The organism is Pontibacillus sp. HMF3514 (assembly GCF_009858175.1).
In the GTDB taxonomy this organism is placed as follows: Bacteria; Bacillota; Bacilli; order Bacillales; family BH030062; genus Pontibacillus.
In genome coordinates this window covers 126,843-142,736 of the sequence record NZ_CP047393.1, presented here as the reverse complement: position 1 = coordinate 142,736, position 15,894 = coordinate 126,843, and the positions used below count along the sequence as shown (strand labels likewise).

17 protein-coding genes and 2 other annotated features are annotated in these 15,894 nt (G+C 40.8%); all 17 genes read right to left on the bottom strand.

The features are described from left to right. Positions 1-8 precede the first annotated feature (8 nt). The 17 genes from rpoB to GS400_RS00670 all read right to left on the bottom strand — a co-directional run bounded on the left by rpoB (position 9) and on the right by GS400_RS00670 (position 15,866). Positions 9-3,554, bottom strand: a complete 3,546-nt coding sequence (gene rpoB, locus GS400_RS00750; protein ID WP_160098251.1) for a DNA-directed RNA polymerase subunit beta — start codon at positions 3,552-3,554, stop codon at positions 9-11. 325 nt (positions 3,555-3,879) lie between these two features. Then, complete coding sequence (locus tag GS400_RS00745; RefSeq protein ID WP_160098249.1) at positions 3,880-4,500, bottom strand: class I SAM-dependent methyltransferase; 621 nt, start codon at positions 4,498-4,500, stop codon at positions 3,880-3,882. A 159-nt stretch (positions 4,501-4,659) separates the two neighbouring features. Continuing rightward, entirely contained in the window at positions 4,660-5,022 is a 363-nt protein-coding gene (gene rplL, locus GS400_RS00740) for a 50S ribosomal protein L7/L12 (protein WP_160098247.1), read from the bottom strand. Positions 5,023-5,079: 57 nt separating this feature from the next. After that, positions 5,080-5,580, bottom strand: a complete 501-nt coding sequence (gene rplJ / locus GS400_RS00735) for a 50S ribosomal protein L10 (RefSeq protein ID WP_027446549.1) — start codon at positions 5,578-5,580, stop codon at positions 5,080-5,082. A gap of 32 nt (positions 5,581-5,612) precedes the next feature. Continuing rightward, positions 5,613-5,768 (bottom strand) — a sequence feature (ribosomal protein L10 leader region). A gap of 46 nt (positions 5,769-5,814) precedes the next feature. Continuing rightward, positions 5,815-6,510, bottom strand: coding sequence for a 50S ribosomal protein L1 (gene rplA / locus GS400_RS00730; protein ID WP_160098245.1), 696 nt, complete (start codon positions 6,508-6,510; stop codon positions 5,815-5,817). A 112-nt stretch (positions 6,511-6,622) separates the two neighbouring features. Next, positions 6,623-7,048, bottom strand: coding sequence for a 50S ribosomal protein L11 (gene rplK / locus GS400_RS00725; protein WP_160098243.1), 426 nt, complete (start codon positions 7,046-7,048; stop codon positions 6,623-6,625). Between the two features lie 143 nt (positions 7,049-7,191). Next, complete coding sequence (gene nusG / locus GS400_RS00720) at positions 7,192-7,725, bottom strand: transcription termination/antitermination protein NusG (RefSeq protein WP_160098241.1); 534 nt, start codon at positions 7,723-7,725, stop codon at positions 7,192-7,194. Between the two features lie 133 nt (positions 7,726-7,858). Then, positions 7,859-8,032, bottom strand: coding sequence for a preprotein translocase subunit SecE (gene secE, locus GS400_RS00715; RefSeq protein WP_160098239.1), 174 nt, complete (start codon positions 8,030-8,032; stop codon positions 7,859-7,861). A 41-nt stretch (positions 8,033-8,073) separates the two neighbouring features. After that, the gene (gene rpmG / locus GS400_RS00710) at positions 8,074-8,223 is read right to left on the bottom strand and encodes a 50S ribosomal protein L33 (protein WP_027446554.1); all 150 of its coding nucleotides are present in this window, start codon (positions 8,221-8,223) and stop codon (positions 8,074-8,076) included. Positions 8,224-8,298: 75 nt separating this feature from the next. After that, the gene (sigH, locus tag GS400_RS00705) at positions 8,299-8,949 is read right to left on the bottom strand and encodes an RNA polymerase sporulation sigma factor SigH (protein WP_036842073.1); all 651 of its coding nucleotides are present in this window, start codon (positions 8,947-8,949) and stop codon (positions 8,299-8,301) included. 83 nt (positions 8,950-9,032) lie between these two features. Further along, positions 9,033-9,542, bottom strand: coding sequence for an NYN domain-containing protein (locus GS400_RS00700; protein ID WP_160098237.1), 510 nt, complete (start codon positions 9,540-9,542; stop codon positions 9,033-9,035). Positions 9,543-9,544: 2 nt separating this feature from the next. Beyond that, entirely contained in the window at positions 9,545-10,288 is a 744-nt protein-coding gene (rlmB, locus tag GS400_RS00695; RefSeq protein WP_160098235.1) for a 23S rRNA (guanosine(2251)-2'-O)-methyltransferase RlmB, read from the bottom strand. Further along, positions 10,281-10,694: a Mini-ribonuclease 3 gene (locus tag GS400_RS00690; RefSeq protein ID WP_160098233.1), complete on the bottom strand. Its 414-nt coding sequence runs from the start codon at positions 10,692-10,694 to the stop codon at positions 10,281-10,283. The genes rlmB and GS400_RS00690 overlap by 8 nt, the downstream gene beginning before the upstream one ends. Before the next feature lie 2 nt (positions 10,695-10,696). Then, positions 10,697-12,097: a cysteine--tRNA ligase gene (gene cysS, locus GS400_RS00685; RefSeq protein ID WP_160098231.1), complete on the bottom strand. Its 1,401-nt coding sequence runs from the start codon at positions 12,095-12,097 to the stop codon at positions 10,697-10,699. A gap of 2 nt (positions 12,098-12,099) precedes the next feature. Continuing rightward, positions 12,100-12,756 (bottom strand): serine O-acetyltransferase, encoded by a 657-nt coding sequence (gene cysE / locus GS400_RS00680; protein ID WP_201450126.1) that lies wholly within the window; start codon positions 12,754-12,756, stop codon positions 12,100-12,102. An 80-nt stretch (positions 12,757-12,836) separates the two neighbouring features. Further along, positions 12,837-13,068: a binding site (T-box leader), on the bottom strand. Between the two features lie 42 nt (positions 13,069-13,110). Continuing rightward, the gene (gene gltX, locus GS400_RS00675; protein ID WP_160098229.1) at positions 13,111-14,580 is read right to left on the bottom strand and encodes a glutamate--tRNA ligase; all 1,470 of its coding nucleotides are present in this window, start codon (positions 14,578-14,580) and stop codon (positions 13,111-13,113) included. 101 nt (positions 14,581-14,681) lie between these two features. Next, positions 14,682-15,866: a bifunctional 2-C-methyl-D-erythritol 4-phosphate cytidylyltransferase/2-C-methyl-D-erythritol 2,4-cyclodiphosphate synthase gene (locus tag GS400_RS00670; protein ID WP_160098227.1), complete on the bottom strand. Its 1,185-nt coding sequence runs from the start codon at positions 15,864-15,866 to the stop codon at positions 14,682-14,684. Positions 15,867-15,894 lie beyond the last annotated feature (28 nt).

Below are 15,894 nucleotides of genomic sequence, written 5' to 3'. Positions count from 1 at the left end.
AAACGCTATTATTCAACGTTTTTTTCAGCTTCCTCAATGCTAAGGTTTTCAGCGGATTGTGTTTCTTCTTCTTCGATATCACGCATTTCGATTTCTGACTCGTCAGAGGATAGCATCTTAACATCCATACCTAAGCTCTGAAGCTCCTTAATTAATACTTTGAAGGATTCAGGTACGCCAGGTTCTGGAACATTTGATCCTTTAACGATCGATTCATACGTTTTCACACGTCCAACTACGTCATCCGATTTAACTGTAAGGATTTCTTGTAGTGTATAAGCAGCACCATATGCTTCAAGTGCCCATACCTCCATCTCACCAAAACGCTGTCCACCGAATTGAGCTTTACCACCCAACGGCTGTTGCGTAACAAGTGAATATGGTCCAGTTGAACGAGCGTGAAGCTTGTCATCAACCATGTGAGCAAGTTTAATCATATACATGACACCTACTGATACACGGTTATCGAATGGCTCACCCGTACGTCCGTCGTAAAGGACTGTTTTCGCGTCTCTTGCCATTCCAGCTTCTTCAAGTGTTTCCCAAACATCTTCCTCACGAGCACCATCAAATACTGGTGTTGCTACTTTGATACCTAGCTCTCGAGCTGCCATACCAAGGTGCATTTCAAGTACCTGACCAATGTTCATACGAGAAGGTACACCGAGAGGGTTTAACATGACATCTACTGGTGTTCCGTCTGGTAAATAAGGCATGTCTTCTTCAGGTAAAATACGAGAGATAACACCCTTGTTACCGTGACGTCCAGCCATTTTATCCCCTTCAGAGATCTTACGCTTTTGTACGATATAAACACGTACAAGTTGATTTACTCCTGGAGGAAGTTCGTCGCCATCTTCACGGTTGAAGATCTTCACATCTAGAACAATTCCGCCAGCTCCGTGTGGAACGCGTAAGGAAGTGTCACGAACCTCCCGTGCTTTTTCACCAAAGATAGCGTGTAATAGACGTTCTTCTGCTGATAGTTCTGTTACACCTTTAGGCGTTACTTTACCTACAAGTAGGTCTCCATCCGTTACTTCTGCACCAACACGGATGATTCCGCGATCATCAAGGTTCTTAAGAGCCTCTTCACCTACGTTTGGAATATCACGTGTGATTTCTTCTGGTCCTAACTTTGTATCACGAGCTTCTGATTCATATTCTTCAACATGAATAGATGTGTAAACATCATCTTTTACAAGACGTTCGCTCATGATGATGGCATCCTCGTAGTTATACCCATCCCATGTCATAAATGCTACAAGTGGGTTTTTACCTAGAGCAAGCTCACCTTTTTCCATCGATGGACCATCAGCTAAAATTTCACCTTTTTCAACACGATCGCCCGTGCTGACAATTGGCTTCTGATTATAACAAGTTCCTTGGTTGGAACGGATAAATTTCTGTAAACGATAGCGATCAAGGTCACCTTGTACCTCTTTGCCATCTACTTCAGAGATGCGACGAACAAGTACTTCTTTCGCATCTACACGTTCTACAATTCCTTCATGACGCGCAAGAACAGCAGCACCTGAGTCTTTACCAGAAACGTACTCCATTCCTGTACCTACAGTTGGAGATTCCGGTTCCATCAATGGTACTGCCTGACGTTGCATGTTCGCACCCATTAGGGAACGGTTGGAGTCATCGTTCTCTAAGAACGGAATACATGCAGTCGCAGCAGATACAACCTGCTTCGGAGAAACGTCAATGTAATCGACACGGTCACGTTTTACAGCCGTGTTTTCACCACGGAAACGAGCAATAACTTCATCATCTGTAAAGGATCCATCTTCTTCTAGCTTGGCGTTAGCCTGAGCAACAACATAGTTGTCCTCTTCGTCAGCTGTAAGATAGTCGATTTGCGGTGTTACTTTGTTCGTCTCAGGATCTACGCGACGGAAAGGTGTTTCTATGAAACCAAATTTATTAACCTTTGCATAACTTGATAGAGAGTTAATCAAGCCGATGTTCGGTCCTTCCGGCGTTTCGATCGGACACATACGACCATAGTGAGAGTAGTGTACGTCACGAACTTCGAAACCAGCACGTTCACGCGTTAAACCACCAGGTCCTAGTGCAGATAGACGACGCTTATGCGTTAATTCTGCAAGCGGGTTCGTCTGATCCATGAACTGGGATAGCTGTGAGCTACCAAAGAACTCTTTAATCGATGCGATTACCGGACGAATGTTGATTAGTTGTTGTGGCGTGATTGAAGCTGTGTCTTGAATAGACATACGCTCACGAACAACACGTTCCATACGAGATAAACCAATACGGAATTGATTTTGAAGTAATTCACCTACAGAACGAAGACGACGGTTACCTAAGTGGTCAATGTCATCTGTTCCACCAACATCATGTAATAAGTTAAAGAAATAACTTACTGCTGATAGAATGTCAGCCGGCGTGATATTCTTCGTATCATTATCAACATCACCATTACTAATAACATTAAGCGTTTTTTCGCCTTCTGGATCAGTTGGGTCGATAATTTTAACCGATTGAATTCTGATAGGTTCATCTAAAACCCCATCTTGTGGTTCAATGTCAGCTTCACCAAGGTTTTCGTCTTGGCCAGATAGATATGGTAGAACCTTATCTAACAAGCGACGATCTAACTTATCGCCTTCATTAGCTAACACTTCACCTGTTTCAGGATCTACTAGTGTTTCTGCTAGCACTTGGTTGAAGAGACGGTTTTTAATATGAAGTTTCTTATTAATCTTATAACGACCAACGTGTGCAAGGTCATAGCGCTTTGGATCAAAGAAACGAGAGACTAATAAGCTCTTCGCATTTTCTACGGTTGGTGGCTCACCAGGGCGAAGTCGCTCATAAATTTCTAATAGAGCTTTTTCGCTATTTTCCGTATTATCTTTTTCTAGCGTGTTTTTAAGGAATTCATTTTCACCAATTAGATCAATGATTTCCTGGTCTGTACCAAACCCTAAAGCACGTAAAAGAACTGTAATTGGAAGTTTGCGAGTACGGTCAATACGTACGTGCGCAACATCCTTTGCATCTGTTTCAAATTCTAACCAAGCTCCGCGGTTTGGAATAACGGTAGCTGTGTACCCTTTCTTCCCGTTCTTATCTACCTTCGGGCTGAAGTACACACTTGGTGAACGAACAAGCTGCGAAACGATTACACGTTCTGCACCATTAATAATGAAAGTACCAGTGTCCGTCATTAATGGGAAATCACCCATAAACACTTCTTGCTCTTTCACTTCGCCAGTTTCCTTGTTAAGCAAGCGAACTTTTACGCGAAGAGGAGCGGAATAGGTGACATCTCGCTCTTTAGATTCATCTACAGGGTACTTTGGCTCTCCTAATGTGTAATCCACAAACTCAAGAGAAAGATTCCCTGTAAAGTCTTCGATTGGAGAAATGTCCTTAAACATTTCTTTCAAACCTTCTTCTAAGAACCAATCATAAGAAGCGGTCTGAATTTCGATTAGATTTGGTAAGTCTAACACTTCATTGATGCGCGCATAACTTCTGCGTTGGGCATGTCGTCCATACTGAACTAGTTGACCTGTCAACTGATTCACCCCTCAAATCAAGCATTTTAATAAAGAAAAAATCGTTCGACACAAAAGACATGTCGAACTGACTCACACAGAAAAGATCTTGACCACTATGCGAGTTAAAGGTATATTATACATTCACCGAAGCGAATGTAATTGTAAAAAAGTTTTCGTTTTCTCTAACGTTAGACAAAAAGAAAAAAAGGGTTTATAAAAACCACATTTCTTCATCATTTCATTCGATTTTACCAGTCTTGCCGACGAGAAATGAAATATACGTAAAAAGTAAAAATTCCTCTTGACAATGTCAAAAGTGACACATTGGCATTTTTCAATGTTATCACACAGAAAATACCGAGTCAAACTTTTTTGCTTTAAGAATGTAATAGCCTTTATTTCGTTTTACTACGTCAACATGACCAAATAAATCTTGTAACAATTTTTGAGCAGATGGCGCTCCTTGTTTCTTTTGCATAACAACCCACAATTCGCCTGACGGAAGAAGATGATGAAAGCTCTCCTCCAACATATCATGAACTGTCTTTTTTCCAGCACGTATAGGCGGGTTGGTTAGTATTGAGGCAAAAGAACGACCTTCGAGTGCCTGGAAACGATCGCTTTGCAGGATTTCTACATTGGTCGCACCATTTTGTTCGGCGTTCAGTTCTGAAAGCTCTATCGCACGTTCATTCACATCCACCATAACAATGTTACGATTAGGAAAATCCTTTGCAAGGGATATACCAATCGGACCGTAACCACAGCCTAGATCAAGAAATTCTCCGTCTACACTCGGTTCTTCGAAAGATTCAATTAATGTTCTCGAACCAAAATCTACTTCATTTTTAGAAAATACTCCTTGATCCGTGCTAAGATTTAGGTCTTTCCCTCTTAACGTAAAGGACCATTGTTTCGGAGTACTCTTCGATCCGGGATTTTTTGAAAAGTAATGTTCAGCCATCCCTTACACCTACCCACTCAAATTTATGAAAACGGTGACGATCACTTTTGTTGCTAGACCCTTGGTGCATTATCCAAAAAGCTTCCTCACCATTATTTTAAAGTCATAACAATAGCAAAGCTCGCCGATGAACAGCGAGCTTTGTGTTGTACTTTTGTTTTACTTAAGTTCGATCTTAGCGCCAGTTTCTTCAAGCTGAGTTTTCATTTCTTCAGCTTCTTCTTTAGAAACGCCTTCTTTGATTGGTTTTGGAGTGTTGTCAACTAGATCTTTAGCATCTTTAAGACCAAGACCAGTGATTTCACGAACTGCTTTAACAACTTTAATCTTAGAAGAACCAGCGTCTTCTAGGATTACGTCAAATTCAGTTTGCTCTTCAGCAGCTTCTTCGCCGCCTCCGCCAGCTACAGCTACAGGTGCAGCAGCAGTTACTCCAAATTCTTCTTCAATTGCTTTTACAAGATCGTTAAGTTCAAGAACGTTCATTTCTTTAATCGCGTCGATGATTTGTTCTTTAGTCATGATAAATCCTCCTTAGAATTTTTGTTTTTAGTTTATATGACCGAAAACGTCAGGCTATTAAGCGCCCTGTTCTTCTTTTTGTTCCGCCACTGCCTTCGTAGCAAGCGCGAAGTTGCGCATTGGTGCTTGAAGTACAGATAGTAGCATAGATACAAGACCTTCGTGGTTTGGAAGTTCTGCAAGTTCCTTGATTTGTTCAAGGGAAGCTACATAACCTTCAACTACGCCACCTTTGATCTCAAGGTTATTGTTTTCCTTAGCAAAGTTATTGATGATTTTCGCAGGAGCTACTGCATCGTCCGCACTGAAAGCAAGTGCAGTTGGTCCTTGCAATGTTTCATCAAGATCTGTAAGGTTTGCTTCTGCAGTTGCACGGCGAGTCATCGTGTTTTTGTAAACTTTGAATTCTACACCAGCTTCACGCAACTGTTCGCGAAGGCTTGAAACAGCTTCTACATCTAGGCCACGATAATCGACTAGGATTGTAGATTTACTATTTTGAAGCTTCTCAGCAATGTCAGACACAATTTGCTTTTTGTGCTCTATGATTCTGCTCATCGTCCCACCTCCTATTGACTTTTCATCATACCGTTCAGAGAAAAAAAGTGCCTCTATGGTTAGACATAGAGGCACATTGGTTGAGAGAACGTGTTTAACGAACAACGTTCTCTTATATCAACACACCTCGGTAGGAAATTAAGCGATCGGATCGCACCCACTGTCTACGGTATAACGTATTTATTTACAACATGAAAAATTATAGCTAATCGTTATTGAAAAGTCAACAACAAATTATTTCTTGTAATTAGAAACATCAACACGAACACCAGGACCCATTGTAGACGCAACAGATGCGTTACGCATGTAAGTTCCTTTAGAAGCTTGAGGCTTCGCTTTCATAAGAGTTTCAGTGATTGCGTCAAAGTTATCTACTAACTTATCAGTATCGAATGAAACCTTACCGATTGGTACGTGAATGTTTCCTGCTTTATCTACACGGTATTCAACTTTACCGGCTTTGATTTCGTTAACAGCTTTTTCCACTTCGAAAGTTACTGTACCAGTTTTAGGGTTTGGCATTAAGCCTTTAGGTCCAAGTACGCGACCAAGCTTACCTACCTCCGCCATCATGTCTGGTGTAGCAACAACTACGTCGAAGTCGAACCAGCCTTGGTTGATTTGGTTGATAAGATCTTGTTCACCAACAAAATCTGCACCTGCAGCTTCTGCTTCCTTCGCTTTATCTCCCTTTGCGAATACTAGAACGCGTTGGGATTTACCAGTACCGTGAGGCAATACCATTGCACCGCGGATTTGCTGGTCAGCTTTCTTAGGGTCAACGCCAAGGCGGAAAGCAGCTTCTACTGTTTCATCAAACTTAGCTTTAGCAGTTTCTTTTACAAGTCCAACAGCTTCTTTTGGTTCATAAGCTTTTGATTTATCAACTAATTTTAAAAGGTCTTCATAACGTTTGCTTCGTTTTGCCATTTTTTACATCCTCCTAATTGTGGTTTTAACGGTTTTACCTCCCACGAATAAAGGTTGCGATATGGAAATCCCCATGCTCGCAACCTTCTCTCAATCCTGAGCCGCTGTGGGATTAGTCTTCGACAATGATTCCCATGCTGCGCGCTGTACCTTCAACCATACGCACAGCTGCATCTACGTCAGCAGCGTTAAGGTCAGGCATTTTCGTTTCCGCAATCTCACGTACTTTGTCACGATTGATTGTGGCAACTTTGTTACGATTTGGTTCACCTGAACCGGATTTAATTCCAGCTGCTTCTTTAAGAAGAACAGCAGCAGGTGGAGTTTTAGTAACAAATGTAAATGAACGGTCTTCAAAAACCGTGATTTCTACCGGAATGATCATGCCAGCTTGATCTGCTGTACGAGCGTTAAATTCCTTACAGAAACCCATAATGTTAACACCTGCTTGACCAAGTGCTGGTCCTACTGGTGGTGCTGGGTTTGCTTTACCTGCAGGGATTTGAAGTTTTACAACTTTAACTACTTTTTTAGCCACGAGACACACCTCCTTAAGTCCGTGATGTGGTTACTGGGGGTTAACCCCTCCCACTCTTTTCATATAACATGAATCCTCTTTGCTCGAGGCATAAAGAACATAAAAATTCTATCATTATGACAAAAAGAATGCAAGGGGGATTCTTATAATTTTTCTATTTGAGAGAACTCTAGCTCGACTGGTGTTTCACGACCAAACATGTTGACGTGAACTTTTACCTTCTGCTTGTCCAAGTCAATATGCTCAATTGTACCAGTAAAGTTTGCAAACGGACCATCTGTTACAGTGACGCTTTCTTTTACTTCAAAGTCAATGTCATGAACAGGCTCATCCATACCCATGCGTTTCAGCACTGCCTCAACTTCTTCTGGTAAGAGAGGGATTGGCTTGGACCCTGATCCAGTTGATCCAACGAATCCAGTTACTCCAGGTGTGTTGCGCACAACATACCATGAATCATCTGTCATAACCATTTCAGCTATAACATAACCCGGGAACGTTTTTTTGTTTACTGTCTTTCTTTTTCCGTTTTTAATTTCCGTTTCTTCATCTTCTGGAACTAGAACACGGAAAATCTTATCTTCCATTCCCATTGAGTCCACACGTTTTTCTAAATTCTTTTTTACCTTATTCTCATAACCAGAATAGGTGTGAACGACATACCATCTTTTTTCCATAGTGTTAGGACAAATGGTTGCCCTTCCCTCCCTTGTCGTATACTTAGATTTTTTAACCACATGAAAAAACCCGTAGAACGGGTTTTTGAGCATGAAGCATATTTAGTATCATTATAACATAAAGATCAGTGCTTTATTCGAAAAATAATTCCAGAATCATTGAAATTCCTTGGTCTATGGCTGCGAAAAAGACAGCTACAAATGCTACTGTTGTCAAAACAGTGATTGTGTACTTAGTCAATTCGTTGCCTTTTGGCCAACTAACTTTTTGCATCTCTCGAGATACATTTTTAAGAAATTTAAACAATGATGGTACCCCCAAACTTTCACCAAAAACGGCTTCGTCTTTTATTTTGTCTCCCGATGTAGGGTATGTTTACCGCATTTTTTACAAAATTTTCGAGCTTCGAGTCGTTCAGATTGAGTAGTAGCATTTTTATCAGTGGTATAATTTCGGCTCAAGCACTCGATGCATGCTAAGACGATTTTCTTACTCATACTTCTCTCTCCCCTTATCAGGGTTCATAACTTTCATTACTGTATCATGCTCTCAAAACCGTGTCAACGCTGTCTTTACAATGTGATTTCACTTACTTCTAAGTAGCGTTCAAGCTTTCTTTTCACCCTCTGTAGAGCATTATCAATGGATTTTACATGTCGGTTTAACTCTTTTGAAATCTCTTGATAGGATTGTCCATCTAAATAACGTGTCAGGACCTTTTGCTCTAAATCACTTAACAATTCAGACATTTTTAATTCCATATCGCCAAATCGTTCGCGGTTCAAAATTAATTCTTCTGGATCTAATGCTTTGGCACCCGAGATCACATCAAGCAACGTGCGATCGGATTCTTCATCATAAATGGGCTTGTCTAAAGAAACGTATGAGTTGAGTGGAATATGTTTTTGTCTTGTGGCCGTTTTAATTGCAGTAATAATTTGGCGGGTGACACATAGTTCGGCGAAGGCTTTAAACGAAGAGAGCTTGTCCTCTTGATAGTCCCGTATCGCCTTATATAGTCCAATCATGCCTTCTTGCACAATATCTTCTCGATCTGCCCCGATGAGAAAATATGTTCGAGCCTTAGCACGCACAAAATTTTTGTATTTATTAATCAAATGTTCAAGTGCGCGACTATCTCCTTTGTGCACAAATTCAACAATATCCTCATCAGCTAGATTTTCTAAGTCCGTGATGTCCGTCTCCAATTGTCCGATGCTCACGTAAGGATTCCCCCCGACCGTACTTCCCTGGATATAGAAATATTATACAGTAAGCGTTTCAAAAGCGTCAACAGCGCATGTTGCTACTTTTCACCTCTTCGCCACTTTTCAAAAACGTCTAGTACTTCCTTTTTTATCGGAATTTTCGGTTTATATTGAACCTGTTTTTGAGATTCTAATTCTTTTTCTATCTCTTTTTCTATATTATTTACTTCAATACGGAGTTCCCTGGCTGATTTACGCAAAGCACCTTGTCCAAAGATAGTCCTCTGTTCTGTATAATCAGATGTTGCTACATAAACTTGGTTTCGAACATTTTTAACTTCTTGTGTTAATTTTTCAATACGTTCATCTGCTGTTTCATTCTCTCTCGTGTAAACGACTTCCACTTTGTGATTCTTATCTTTCTTTTCGATCCCGCGTACCATGTGAGCATCAAATACAACAATAACTCGATCACCTGAATAAGCTTTATATTCAGCTAACTTATCAATCAGTAAATCACGGGCTTGACCAAGGTCTTTGTTGCGAAGTGCTTGGAGTTCCGGCCAATCTCCAATAATGTTGTAGCCATCTACAATTAGAACATCCATGCTTATTCCCCTAATGGGTGGCGTTTTCGGAACACTTCATACATCAATAAACTAGCGGAGACGGATGCATTCAGAGACGTAACATGACCAGCCATCGGTAAACGAACAGTCCAATCACATTTTTCTTTTACTAAGCGACTAATTCCTTTTCCTTCACTACCAATGACAAGCGCAATAGGCATATCCCCCTGAAGCTGACGATAATCCTCTTCACCAGTTGCATCTGTACCAACCACCCATACATGTTCTTCTTTTAGTTCTTCAATTGTTCTGGATAAATTGGTCACACGAACAACGGGTATATATTCTATTGCTCCTGTAGATGTTTTGGCTACAGTCGTTGTTAAGCCGACAGAGCGTCGCTTCGGAATGACTACACCATGTACACCCGCAGCATCAGCTGTTCGTAAGATGGAACCAAGATTGTGTGGGTCTTCAATCTCATCAAGAATTAAGAGAAAAGGCGCCTCACCTTGCTCTTCTGCTTTTTTAAAGATGTCATCTATTTCGCTATACGTATAAGCAGCAACAGATGCTATTACACCTTGGTGGTTACCATCTACTAGTTGATCTAACTTTTTTCGAGGTACTTGTTGCACTTGTATCCCTTTTTCTTTTGCAAGCTGATGGATGTTCTGACTTGCCTTACGTTGCAAATGCTCAGATACCATAATTTTATTTATAGCTCGTCCAGATTTTAACGATTCTTGTACGGCATTTTTACCAATTACCCATTCCTCACTCATGTTGATTTCCCTCCTCTACAATTTGAATGGCATGACCAACCAATTGATAAAGCCTCTCTTCGTTTCCAGAAAGGTAATGATATCCCAATAATGCTTCAAATGCTGTGCTGTATTTATACGTCTGTACATCCGTGTTTTTAGGTATAGAGCCAGATTTTGCATTACGACCTCTACGAACAACTGCTTGTTCTTCATCAGAAAGTTGATCTTCCTCAAACCATTTTCTCAATACGTGTGCTTGGGATTTTGCAGAAACAAATTTCACAGCAGCCTGATGAAGCTGCTGTGGCTTAATGCTTCCGCTTCGAATAAGATGTTCCCGAACATATTGTTCATAGACAACATCCCCCATATAAGCGAGCGTTAAGCTTTTCATTTGTTTCGCATTTACTTCTTGATGATTCATGCTTAACCTCTTTTCCAACGTGTACCTTGAGGAGTGTCTTCTAAAATAATGTTGCGCTCTTTTAAATTATCGCGAATTTCATCAGCTCGTTGGAAGTCACGGTTTTTACGAGCATCAATACGTTCTTGAATCAATGCATCAATTTCATCATCAAGTAACTCATCCGCTTCTTCAATTTGAACACCTAGTACGCCTGCTAGATCAACAAGAGCCTTTTGGAATGCTTCGATTACTTCTTGAGATGTATGAGAAGATTGTAGGTAAACGTTCGCTTCTTTTGTGATATCAAAGAGAACAGAAATAGCGTTGGCTGTATTAAAGTCATCGTTCATTTCAGCCATGAAACGTTGCTTGAATTCCTCCACCTTTGTAAGCCACTCTTCATCTTTTCCGTTTAAGTTCGTACTGGATTGTTTACGATGTTCTAAGTTTTGATGGGCATTTTTAATTCGTTCTAAACTACTTTTTGCGCCTTGTAGTAACTTCTCGCTAAAGTTAATCGGGTGACGATAATGAACCGTTAGCATGAAAAATCGGATGACTTGTGGATCGTGCTGTTTGATGATGTCGTTAACAAGTACAAAGTTCCCAAGTGATTTCGACATTTTTTCGTTTTCAATATTGATATAGCCGTTATGCATCCAATAATTAGCAAAGGTTGTGTCATTGCATGCTTCCGATTGCGCAATTTCATTCTCATGGTGCGGGAATGTTAAATCCTGTCCACCAGCATGAATATCAATCGTGTCACCTAGATATTTTTTGGCCATAGCCGAGCATTCGATATGCCAGCCAGGACGCCCTTTACTCCAAGGACTCTCCCATGAGATTTCATTATCTTTAGCTCTTTTCCATAAAGTGAAATCAATTGGGTCTTCTTTTTTCTCTCCAACTTCAATACGTGCACCCGAGCGTAATTCATCGATGGATTGGTGTGAAAGTTTTCCGTAAGAATCAAAAGATCGTGTGCGGAAGTAAACGTCTCCACCCGATTCATAAGCGTGACCTTTATCAATTAAGGTTTGGATAAATTCAATAATTTCATCCATATTTTCTGTTACACGTGGGTGGTGTACCGCTTCTCTAATCCCGAATGCTCCTACATCTTCTTTGTAGGCTTTAATAAAGCGCTCTGCAATATCTGGCACTTCTTCATTCATTTCATTCGCTGCCTTAATGAGCTTATCATCGACATCTGTGAAATTTAATGCGTACTCCACTTCATAACCTTGATACTCAAAATACCTGCGAACTGTGTCGAACACGATCGCTGGGCGTGCATTACCAATATGGATGTAGTTGTATACAGTCGGGCCGCATACATACATTTTAACCTTGCCTTCCTCAATCGGTTGGAAGGTTTCCTTTTGACGAGTTAGAGTGTTATAAATTTTAATCGACATCGTCACTCACTCCTTTTTTCTTTTTGTTCATTGATTTCTTGCTTTAGCGACTCAATCTGTTGTTCTAATTCATTTATTTTATCAGCGACTGGATCAGGCATCTTGTGATGATCCAGATTCTTACTTACTTTCTTTCCATCCTGCATAACGACAGTGCCTGGGATACCAACAACAGTTGAATTATCTGGAACCTCATGTAAGACAACTGAACCTGCTCCCACTTTCGAGTTTTCTCCTATCGTAATCGATCCTAGCACCTTCGCACCGGTAGCTACGAGAGAATTATCTTTTAAAGTTGGGTGGCGTTTTCCTTTTTCCTTACCTGTTCCCCCAAGTGTTACTCCTTGGAAAAGGGTTACGTTATCTCCTATTTCACACGTTTCGCCAATGACTACTCCCATACCGTGGTCGATGAAAAAACGACGTCCGATTTGAGCACCTGGGTGAATCTCGATCCCTGTGAAAAAGCGACTTACTTGAGAGATCACTCTAGCTAAAAAGAAAAATTTCCTTTTATAACAAGCATGAGCAATACGGTGCGACCAGATCGCATGTAAGCCTGCATATGTCAAAATAACTTCAAAGCGACCTCTAGCAGCAGGGTCTTGATCAAACACCACGTCGACATCTTCTTTAAACATCTTCAAAAGTTTCCCCATACTTGCTTCTCCTCCTTTAATAAAACCTAGTTCGTCGCCTCGCTTTTCTAAATAAAAAAACGCCTCTGTGTTATATCTAACACAGAGACGCTTGGTTGCGCGGTTCCACTCTGTTTGAGAAGGACTTAGTAAATGTTAATCCTATCTCCAACTTAACTCTTTTAACGGTGAGCTAGCCGCTCTTGTGTACTACCTTTCTACAAGAGACTCTGAGGTGCATTTCAAAAGAGTTCCTTAAGATCACTCCCAGCCGATGGTGATCCTCTCTGGATAAGGTTCCGACTTTTTACTTCTCCTCATCAACGTTCGATATTGTATATTTACTATATTACATTTCCCTCAAAATGTGAACTTCTATGCTTTTAATTGTTGGATTGCGTTCTGAAGGCGTGCTTGAACAGTATCTTTACCAACTAAACGAATGGCATTTGGAAGTTCAGGACCGTGCGTTTGACCCGTTGTTGCAACGCGAACAGGCATGAATAACTTCTTCCCTTTATGGCCCGTTTCTTTTTGAACCGCTTTGATCGCTTTTTTAATAGCATCTGGTTCAAATTCTTCTAACTCATCTAATTTCGCACTGAATGTTTCAAGTACTTCTGGAACTTGTTCCCCTTTAAGTACTTCCATTGCCTCTTCATCATACTCGATCTCATGCTTGAAGAATAGCTCCGTTAACTCAACAATTTCAGCAGCATAATTCAATTGTTCTTGATAAAGAGCGATCAGTTCACGAGCCCACTGCTTTTGGTCATCGCTCATGTTTTCAGGCAGACGACCTGCTTCCACTAAATGAGGAAGAGCAAGTTCTACAACACGATCTAAATCAGCAGCTTTAATATATTGATTGTTAATCCACTTCAGTTTCGCTGGGTCAAAAACAGCAGGAGAAGAAGACAGGCGAGCTGGATCAAAGATATCAATCAATTGATCTTTAGTGAAAATCTCTTCTTCACCAACAGGGGACCAGCCAAGAAGTGTAATAAAGTTAAATAATGCTTCTGGTAAATAACCTAACTTCTCATATTGGCCGATGAACTGAAGGATATGCTCATCACGCTTACTTAATTTCTTACGTTGTTCATTTAAGATTAATGCCATATGGCCAAAGTTTGGAGCTTCCCAACCAAATGCATCATACACCATCATTTGCTTCGGCGTATTTGAAATGTGCTCTTCACCACGTAATACATCTGTAATTTTCATAAGGTAATCATCGATTGCTACCGCAAAATTGTACGTTGGTGTACCATTTTTCTTAGCGATTACCCAATCACCAAAGTCACTTGATTCAAATGTGATTTCACCACGTACTATATCAGTAAACGTGTACGTCTTACCTTCTGGCACACGAATACGGATACTCGGCTGACGACCTTCATCTTCAAATTGTTTTATTTGTTCTTCTGTTAAATCACGGTGTGCTCCTGAATATTTCGGAACCTCACCTTTAGAGCGTTGTTCTTCACGTTCTGCTTCTAGCTCATCCTCTGTCATATAGCATTTATAAGCTAGTCCTTTTTCAAGCAGTTCATCAATATACTTTTGATAGATATCTAAACGTTCCATCTGACGATAAGGACCATAGTCGCCACCTACGTCGACGCTCTCATCCCAATCCATTCCAAGCCACTTCAAAAATTCCATCTGGCTCTGCTCTCCACCAGCAACATTACGTTTCTCATCTGTATCCTCAATACGGATAACAAATTTTCCTCCTAGGTGGCGAGCATATAAGTAGTTAAATAAAGCCGTACGCGCATTTCCTATGTGTAAATGGCCTGTCGGGCTTGGTGCATAACGCACGCGAACTTCGTTAGTCATAATTTTTCCCCTTCCTTCGTGTGCTTCCGAAGCATTTGCCTCTATTTTATCATCTACGGATCTATTTTGCCTCATCATTGTTCCCTAGCATATTATAGCGATTATGAGCGTTGGAGTAAAACAACCGCTTGAGCTGCGATCCCTTCTTTTCGACCTGGAAATCCTAGTTTCTCTGTTGTCGTTGCTTTGACATTAATTTGCGAAGGTTCTACCTCTAATATGCGTGCAATATTATTTCGAATATCTTCAATGTATGGAGCCATCTTTGGAGCCTGTGCAATAACTGTACAATCAATATTACCCAGGGAATACCCTTGATCCTGGACGATATTCCATACATGTCTTAACAGCTCTTGTGAGTCCGCATCTTTAAATGATGGATCTGTATCCGGAAAATGTTTTCCAATATCTCCTTCACCGATAGCTCCTAAACAAGCATCCGCTACAGTATGGAGAAGCACATCTGCATCAGAATGTCCTAACAACCCTTTCTCATATGGAATCTCAATGCCTCCGATAATACAAGGACGATCTTCTGCAAATTGGTGAACATCAAAGCCTTGTCCGATACGAAACATACTGTTCCTCTCCTTTTTCTGTTCATTTGCTCTTTTCTCAAGTATAGCATGGGCTTTTTCCATATCTTCAGGTGTCGTTAGTTTTATATTGTCGTAACTTCCTGCTACAACTTCTACTTTTTGGTTGAGTCTTTCCACTAAAGAGGTATCATCTGTTCCATAATACCCTTCTTGCTTTGCTGTTTCATGAGCATCTTTAATAATGGAAAAACGAAAAGCTTGAGGTGTTTGTGCTGCCCATAAATGTTCCCGATCTAATGTCGTTAGCGAGCCCTCTTGATAACTTTTTATCGTATCCGTTACCGGTACTGCTAATAAAGCCGCTCCAGTCTGTATCGCTTGTTCTGTCAATTTACGAAGGTTTTCTTGCTGCACAAAAGGACGAGCCCCGTCGTGAATAAGCACGACATCTCCGTCTCCCTCACAGGCACGTAATCCTTCATAAACGCTATCCTGACGTTCTTTACCACCATGTACGATTTCCACCTTATCGCCAAGCTGATATTGGTCTATAAGCTCCTGTATGATGTTCTCTTCTCGTGGGTTAACCACAAGTTTTATGGCCTGACAAGCAGAGTCCTGATGAAAAATAAGTAGTGTATGTATAATGAGCGGTTTCCCTTGTAACGTTAGAAATTGCTTGTTTTGTCCTGCTTGCATCCGCTTCCCTTGACCAGCTGCTAAAACGATCGCCTGATATGATATCATGTTAAGCCACCCTATTGATCCATTCTAT

What these genes read in the sequence shown, in the direction of transcription:
- GS400_RS00745 (WP_160098249.1), bottom strand. Translation starts at nt 4,500, where the DNA reads ATGGCTGAACATTACTTTTCAAAAAATCCCGGATCGAAGAGTACTCCG.
- rplL (WP_160098247.1), bottom strand. Translation starts at nt 5,022, where the DNA reads ATGACTAAAGAACAAATCATCGACGCGATTAAAGAAATGAACGTTCTT.
- rplJ (WP_027446549.1), bottom strand. Translation starts at nt 5,580, where the DNA reads ATGAGCAGAATCATAGAGCACAAAAAGCAAATTGTGTCTGACATTGCT.
- rplA (WP_160098245.1), bottom strand. Translation starts at nt 6,510, where the DNA reads ATGGCAAAACGAAGCAAACGTTATGAAGACCTTTTAAAATTAGTTGAT.
- nusG (WP_160098241.1), bottom strand. Translation starts at nt 7,725, where the DNA reads ATGGAAAAAAGATGGTATGTCGTTCACACCTATTCTGGTTATGAGAAT.
- rpmG (WP_027446554.1), bottom strand. Translation starts at nt 8,223, where the DNA reads ATGAGTAAGAAAATCGTCTTAGCATGCATCGAGTGCTTGAGCCGAAAT.
- GS400_RS00700 (WP_160098237.1), bottom strand. Translation starts at nt 9,542, where the DNA reads ATGGATGTTCTAATTGTAGATGGCTACAACATTATTGGAGATTGGCCG.
- rlmB (WP_160098235.1), bottom strand. Translation starts at nt 10,288, where the DNA reads ATGAGTGAGGAATGGGTAATTGGTAAAAATGCCGTACAAGAATCGTTA.
- GS400_RS00690 (WP_160098233.1), bottom strand. Translation starts at nt 10,694, where the DNA reads ATGAATCATCAAGAAGTAAATGCGAAACAAATGAAAAGCTTAACGCTC.
- cysS (WP_160098231.1), bottom strand. Translation starts at nt 12,097, where the DNA reads ATGTCGATTAAAATTTATAACACTCTAACTCGTCAAAAGGAAACCTTC.
- cysE (WP_201450126.1), bottom strand. Translation starts at nt 12,756, where the DNA reads ATGGGGAAACTTTTGAAGATGTTTAAAGAAGATGTCGACGTGGTGTTT.
- gltX (WP_160098229.1), bottom strand. Translation starts at nt 14,580, where the DNA reads ATGACTAACGAAGTTCGCGTGCGTTATGCACCAAGCCCGACAGGCCAT.
- GS400_RS00670 (WP_160098227.1), bottom strand. Translation starts at nt 15,866, where the DNA reads ATGATATCATATCAGGCGATCGTTTTAGCAGCTGGTCAAGGGAAGCGG.